Here is a 6,473-nt window from a genome sequence, read left to right as displayed (position 1 = left end):
CCCCCGCCGCTGCCGTGGGAACTGCCGCCACCGCCGCCCGCGCCCGATGCACCGCCTCCGGGTGAGGTTCCGCCCCCGCCGGCGCCGACCACACCGCCTCCCGGGGCGCCTCCGACGGGTGATGTGCCACCGCTGCCGGTGGGTTTGCTGAAGAACTCGCCCAATAACGGTGACGTTGTCGGCGTGGCCCAGCCCGTGACGATCGTCTTTGCCGCGCCAGTGACGGACAAGAAGGCCGCCGAGGCCGCCGTGAAGATCACGACCTCGAAGTCTGTGCCGGGATATTTCTACTGGTACACCGATCAGCAGTTGCGCTGGAAGCCCACGCAGTTCTGGCCCGCGAACACCGATGTGAACGTCAATGCGGGTGGAACCAGGTGGAGCTTCAAGGTTGGCGACGCCTTTGTGTCGACCGTCGACGATGCGACCTTCACGATGACGGTGACGCGCAACGGTGTCGTCGAGCGCACCATGCCCATGTCGATGGGTAAGCACGACAAGAAGCACGAGACCAAGAACGGCACGTACTACGTCAGCGAGAAGTTCCAGAAGATGGTGATGGACTCGTCAACCTATGGGGTGCCGACGACCTCGCCTGAGGGCTACAAGCTCGACGTATTCTGGGCTACCCGGTTGTCCAACTCCGGCATCTTCGTCCACGCGGCGCCGTGGTCGGTCGGCGATCAGGGTAAGCGCGATGTGAGCCACGGCTGCATCAACCTGAGCACCGACAACGCCACCTGGTACTTCAACCAGTCCCACCCCGGTGACCCGGTGATCGTGAAGAACTCGCCCGGTGGTCCGTACAAGGACTACGACGGTTACGACGACTGGCAGCGCTTCTAGATCCTCCGCCGTAGTACGAGAAAGCCCCCGGCCAATGGCCGGGGGCTTTCTCGTCGGGGGTCAGGACCAGATGCGTACGCGCTGATCGGCTTCCAGAAACAGCTCGTCGTCGGCGTTCAGCTCGAAGGCCTCGTAGAACGCGTCGATGTTGCGCACCACGCCATTGCACCGGAATTCCGGTGGTGAGTGCGGATCCACCGACAGGCGCCGGATCGCCTCTGCCTCGCGGGCTTTCGTCCGCCACACTTGCGCCCAGCCGTAGAACACTCGCTGCGCACCGGTAAGCCCATCGATGACGGGAGCCGGGTTGCCGCCGAGGGAGATCTCGTAAGCCAGTAGTGCAATCGAGAGACCGCCCAGATCGCCGATGTTTTCACCCACGGTAAACGCGCCGTTCACGTGCTGATCGGACAGCTCGCGGGGTACGAACTCGTCGTACTGATTGATCAACGCGGTTGTGCGCGTGCCGAACTCGTCGCGGTCGGTGTCTGTCCACCAGTTGACCAGGTTGCCGTCGCCGTCGTACTTGGAGCCCTGATCGTCGAATCCGTGCCCTATCTCGTGACCGATGACGGCCCCGATGCCGCCGTAGTTGGCGGCGTCGTCGGCGTCCGCGTCGAAGAATGGCGGCTGCAGAATCGCTGCGGGAAAGACGATCTCGTTCATGCCCGGGTTGTAGTAGGCGTTCACCGTTTGGGGGGTCATGAACCATTCATCGCGGTCGACCGGGCCCGCAAGCTTGGCCAGACCTCGATCGCACTCCGCCGCCGTGGCGCGCCGGACATTTCCCAGCAGATCGTCGCGACGGATCGCGATGGTCGAGTAGTCACGCCACGCTGCCGGGTAGCCGATTTTGGGGGTGAACTTATCGAGTTTCTGCAGGGCTCGCTCGCGGGTCTCCGGGGTCATCCACTCCAGGTCGGTGATGCTGACCCGATACGCCTCGCGCAGGTTGTCGACAAGAACTTCCATGCGGGCCTTGGCATTCGGCGGAAAGTGGCGCTCGACATACAGCTTGCCCACGGCTTCGCCGAGTAGCGACTCGACCACCGCAACACCGCGCTTCCACCGGTCGCGGATCTGCTCGGTACCCGACAGCGTGCGTCCGTAGAAATCGAAGTTCTCGGCCACCAGCGGTTCGGTGAGGTACGCCGCGCGGGCACAGATGAGCCGCCAGCTTGCCCACTGTTTCCAGTCGCTCAACGGCTCCGAGGCCCACAGACCGGCGAATGCGGTCAGATAGTCGGGCTGTCGCACCACCAATTCGGTGACTTGGCCGGTGGTGGCCCCCAGTCCGGATATCCATCCCGTCCAGTCGAATCCGGGTGCGGTGTGCTCCAGGTCGGCGAACTTCACCAGGTTGTAGCTCAGCTCGGCGTCGCGTCGCTTCACCACATCCCAGTGCGCTGCCGCAATTTTGGTCTCCAGGGCGAGGATCCGGTCGGCGGTGTCGGTGTGGTCACCGTCGCCGTAGACCAGCGCGAACATGGCGGCGATGTGTGCGCGGTAGGCGTCTCGCGTCGTCGCATGCTGCTCCTCGCGGTAGTAGGACTCATCGGGCAGGCCGAGGCCGGACTGGCTGATGTGCAGGAGGTAGCGCGAGGAATTTTTGGCGTCCGTGTCCACGTAGCAGCCCACCCCGCTGCCCGCTCCGGCGCGCTGCAAGGCGCCCACGACGGCCGCCAGCGCGGTGGCATTGGGCGCCGAGGCGATCCCGTCCAGCTCCTGGTGTAGCGGTGCCAGACCGACCGCCGCGACCGTCTCGGCGTCCATGAAGCTCGCGAACAAGTCGCCGATCTTCTGGGACTCGGTCCCTTCGGCCGCACCCGCCTCGCTCGCCTCGGTGATGATCCCGCGGACCTGCTCCTCGGCGCGGTCGAACAGAGTCCGGAACGCGCCGTCGACGGCACGGTCGGCAGGAATGGAGTATTCGGTGAGCCAGCGGCCGTTGACGTGGCCGAACAGGTCGTCCTGCGGGCGGATGGATTCGTCGCGGTGGCTCAGGTCAATACCGGATTTTGGCAGCACGGATTCTGTCGTCACCCGTCCATGGTGGCACGGGTCGCTAGGGTGAGGCCCGTGAGCGAAGACGACCCGGCACCCAGCCTTGGCAGCGGAGATGGACCCGTCTTCTCCCGGTATGGCGTGCTGTCGGCGGTTCTTGGCGTGATCGCGGTTGTCGCCCTGGTGCTTTCAGTCCTCGTGATCACCGGGCATCGCAGCCAGGAGGCCCGCGACCGCTACGACTCCCACGTGCTCGACACCGCTGTGACCTGGGTGAACACCCTGATCAACATGAAGAAGAGCAATGTCGATTCCAGCGTGCAGACACTGCAGGACGGTACCGCCGGGCAGCTCAGCGATCATTTGGTGGAGATGATCGCCGGTGTCGTGAAGCTCGCGCGAACTGTCGACGCCGATGCGGCCGGGGAGATCGATTCGGTGGTTATCGACAGGATCGGCGCAAAGATTCCGGGCGAGGATATCGGTCTGCCGTCCGTGGAGCGGGTTGACCGCGTCATGGTGGTGGCCACCTCGGTGACGCGGGATGCCGAAGCGCCCCCGAAGGTCAACCAGTGGCACCTGCGGCTCGCGGTGTCGAAAATCGAAGACCAGTTACTGGTGACCGGTCTGGAGCTGCTGCGATGAGACGGAATGTATTGCGGGTCATTCTTTTTGACCTGCTGGCGCCGTTGGCGACGGTACTGGCGATCGTCGAGCTTGGTGTGATTCTGGGCTGGCCCACGTGGTGGGTGGTGGTGTGTACGGCTTCGTGCTTGCTCATCGTCCAGGGGGTGGCGGTGAATGCCTATCTGGCCAGGCGGGATTCGGTTACCGTCGGTACGGACGACGATGGCCCTGCGCTGCGCACCGCAATTGTCGCTCTGGCCACGGTCTCGATGCTGGCCGTCGCGATGGTGGGATACCGGCATTGGACGGTGCCCGACCGGGAAGGGAACGCGGACCGTTCGGCCGTGACCGATGTCGTGACGGCAGTGGCCGAGGCGGTGGTGAATTTCTCCCCGGGAAGCCCGGACTCATACGTGCACAAGGCCATCGAGCACATGACCGAGGGGCAGCGGCAATCCTTCACGCGCGACTTCGACCGGGCTACCGCCGAACTGAAGGCCAAAGGAATCTCGCAGCAGGGTGAGATCATCTCAGTCGGGATCGAGGCGCTCGGCCCCGAAGACGCTGTGACGGCCGCACTGGTGCGACGCACCAGCGTCGCGGCCAAGACGCAACCCGAGGAGTCGGTGCTGGCACTGCGGATGACGCTGGCCAAGCGTGACGGTTCCTGGCTCGTGGACAACATCGCGCCGATCGATCGGATCGGCGCTGCGCCCGCTAAGGGCTAACGCGAACCGATACGTGCGAATTCGATTTCGGTGCAGCGGTCCATGACGACCTGCAGCCCGGCATCGGTTGCCCTGTTCGCGGCTTCGACGTCGACGAGATCGAGCTGAAACCACAGGGTGCGCGCGCCGATGTCGATGGCCTGTTGAGTGATACCCGCCAATTCTTCGCGGCGGCGGAAGACATCGACCAGGTCGGGTGTCTCCGGCAGCGCCTCAAGACTCGGATAGACAGCCTCGCCGTCGAGTTCGGAGATGGTCGGATTCACCAGGAAGATTCGGTAGGGGCTGTGTGCTGCCAGATAGCGATAGACACCATGACTCGGCCGGTCGGGATTGGCCGAAACTCCCACGATGGCAATGGTCTTGGTTTCGCGCAGTATCTGGGCGATTGCCGCGTCATCGGGGGCAGTCCACACCGCGGTTCCTTTCTGGTCACGCCCAGCACACCGAAAACTCGAGTGACAGGTCTTGGTATGTCACGGTAGACATGGGTATGTGTCTGACCTGACCCTACGCACCATCCACAGTGAGGACGACTACGAGTCGTTCATGTCCTCGTCGTACTCGGTGTTTCTGCAGGACCTGCAGAAGGACGAGATCGAGGCCCACCGCAAGTTCACCGAATTGGATCGGATGATCGGATTCCACAACGGGAAGAGGTGGGTCTCGACAGCGGGAGCCTTCAGTCGTCAGGTGGTGTTACCGGGTGGAACGGTCGTACCGGTGGCCGCCATCACCGCGGTCACGGTGGCGCCCACACATCGCCGCCGGGGTCTGTTGACCGCGATGATGCGTCATCAGCTGGAGGACGTCCGCTCGCGCGGCGAGGCTATCGCCATGCTGTTCGCCTCGGAAGCGTTGATCTACGGCCGATTTGGCTATGGAGTCGCGACGGAGGCCGCGGATTTGTCCGGCCGGGTCAAGGAGCTGGCCTTCCGGCCAGATGTGGATCTGGGCGACGGCACCCTGGAAGAGGTAGACGCCGAAACCTTCTTGGCGTCGGCGCCCGCCGTCTACGACGACGCCATCGCGGAACTGCCCGGCCAGATGTCCCGGACCTCCGAGTGGTGGGCTTCCTGGACTCTTGATAACGAGGAACGCCAGAAAGACTCCGGCAAGATCCGTTTCGTCCTGCACTACGAATCAGACGGAACAGTCAGCGGATTCGCCATCTATCGGCCGAAGCCGGGGTGGGGTGATGCTGGACCCGATGCCGAGTTGCACGTGCAAGAGGTGCTGGGCACCAATCCGCGCGCCTACGCCCGGACATGGCGCTATCTGCTGGATATGGATCTGGTCCGCAAGATCAAGTATCACGGCGCGTCGGTACATGAGGAGCTGCGCTACCTGGTGGCCAACCATTCGGCGCTGGAGTGCGCGGTGAGCGATGCGATCCAGGTGAGGCTGGTCGACATTCCGGCGGCGCTGTCACAGCGGCGGTACTCCGCCGAGGTGGACGTGGTGCTGGAGGTAACCGATGAATTCCTGCCGAAGAATTCGGGACGCTACCGTCTGCGCGGCCGTCTGGCCGATGCGAGCTGCGAAATCACCACGGAGGAAGCCGATATCGCGCTGACCGTGCGCGACCTCGGATCCGTCTACATGGGCGGGGTGAGCCTGCATGCGCTGGCCAGAGCCGGTCTGGTTACCGAGCTGAGGGCAGGTGCGGTGCAACGGGCCGCCATTGCGTTTGGCTGGCCCGTTGCACCCAGTGCACCCGACGACTTCTAGCTAGTTATCGCGACCGGGACGGCCCATCGGGCCTGGGCCGTTCCACCCGTCGTCATCCCAGGTGCGGTGCCAGCCGCCGTGGTGGCCCCAGCCACCGCCGCCACCGCCGTGCGTGTGCCACCAGATTGCGCATGCGATGCGAACGGCAATGAACAGGAACAGCAGCACTAGGCCGGTCAGCAGGGCGATCTTGCCGAGCAGCTTGGCGCGGTCCGAGGATTCTTGAGCGCGGTCGAATTGGCCGGTCAGCCAGAACTGAGTGACGTTCAGTGCGTTGGTGAACGCGCTGAAGGCCAACGGCCAGAAGAAGACAACGGCGGCGACTGCCCAGCCGACATTGGTGGGCGGGGGTTTCGGTGCACCGGCGGGTGCGGTCGGTGCGGGCGGGGGCGTGTGTGTGGTCGCTGAAATCGCACCCGTGGGTTCGTCAGATTTTGTCTCGTCGGTCATGGCACGAGGTTAGGCCGAATTCAGGCGGGCTGCCATAACGATCGGACAGCTCTCAGGGAACTGACATTGGTTACGCAGGTACCCGGA

Annotated in this window: 7 protein-coding genes; 4 read left to right on the top strand and 3 right to left on the bottom strand. The window is 64.1% G+C overall.

Going from position 1 to position 6,473, the window contains the following annotated elements; all coding sequences use genetic code 11:
* Positions 1-846: L,D-transpeptidase (locus B4394_RS13285; protein WP_286142056.1), on the top strand; the 846-nt coding region annotated here is incomplete at its 5' end.
* Between the two features lie 60 nt (positions 847-906).
* Here B4394_RS13285 and B4394_RS13280 read toward each other — a convergent pair.
* A complete protein-coding gene (locus tag B4394_RS13280) occupies positions 907-2,889 on the bottom strand; it encodes a M13 family metallopeptidase (RefSeq protein ID WP_078307043.1) in 1,983 nt (660 codons plus the stop codon).
* A 123-nt stretch (positions 2,890-3,012) separates the two neighbouring features.
* Here B4394_RS13280 and B4394_RS13275 point away from each other — a divergent pair, with 123 nt between their 5' ends.
* Together B4394_RS13275 and B4394_RS13270 are read left to right on the top strand one after the other, a co-directional pair.
* Complete coding sequence (locus B4394_RS13275; RefSeq protein WP_078315279.1) at positions 3,013-3,495, top strand: hypothetical protein; 483 nt, start codon at positions 3,013-3,015, stop codon at positions 3,493-3,495.
* Positions 3,492-4,205, top strand: coding sequence for a hypothetical protein (locus tag B4394_RS13270; protein ID WP_078307046.1), 714 nt, complete (start codon positions 3,492-3,494; stop codon positions 4,203-4,205). The genes B4394_RS13275 and B4394_RS13270 overlap by 4 nt, the downstream gene beginning before the upstream one ends.
* On the opposite strand, the gene B4394_RS13265 is transcribed toward B4394_RS13270, so the two are convergent.
* A complete protein-coding gene (locus B4394_RS13265; RefSeq protein WP_078307048.1) occupies positions 4,202-4,621 on the bottom strand; it encodes a CoA-binding protein in 420 nt (139 codons plus the stop codon). The genes B4394_RS13270 and B4394_RS13265 overlap by 4 nt on opposite strands.
* Positions 4,622-4,700: 79 nt before the next feature.
* On the opposite strand from B4394_RS13265, the gene B4394_RS13260 reads away from it, so the two are divergent.
* Complete coding sequence (locus B4394_RS13260) at positions 4,701-5,936, top strand: GNAT family N-acetyltransferase (RefSeq protein ID WP_078315268.1); 1,236 nt, start codon at positions 4,701-4,703, stop codon at positions 5,934-5,936.
* Here B4394_RS13260 and B4394_RS13255 read toward each other — a convergent pair whose 3' ends face one another.
* Positions 5,937-6,386 (bottom strand): CD225/dispanin family protein, encoded by a 450-nt coding sequence (locus tag B4394_RS13255; protein WP_078315267.1) that lies wholly within the window; start codon positions 6,384-6,386, stop codon positions 5,937-5,939.
* Positions 6,387-6,473: the final 87 nt, after the last annotated feature.

The organism is Mycobacterium sp. D16Q16 (assembly GCF_002013745.1).
GTDB lineage: Bacteria > Actinomycetota > Actinomycetes > Mycobacteriales > Mycobacteriaceae > Mycobacterium.
Note: the sequence above shows the minus strand (reverse complement) of the source record. Positions and strands in the feature narration are given on the sequence as shown.

What these genes read in the sequence shown, in the direction of transcription:
- B4394_RS13270 (WP_078307046.1), top strand. Translation starts at nt 3,492, where the DNA reads ATGAGACGGAATGTATTGCGGGTCATTCTTTTTGACCTGCTGGCGCCG.
- B4394_RS13255 (WP_078315267.1), bottom strand. Translation starts at nt 6,386, where the DNA reads ATGACCGACGAGACAAAATCTGACGAACCCACGGGTGCGATTTCAGCG.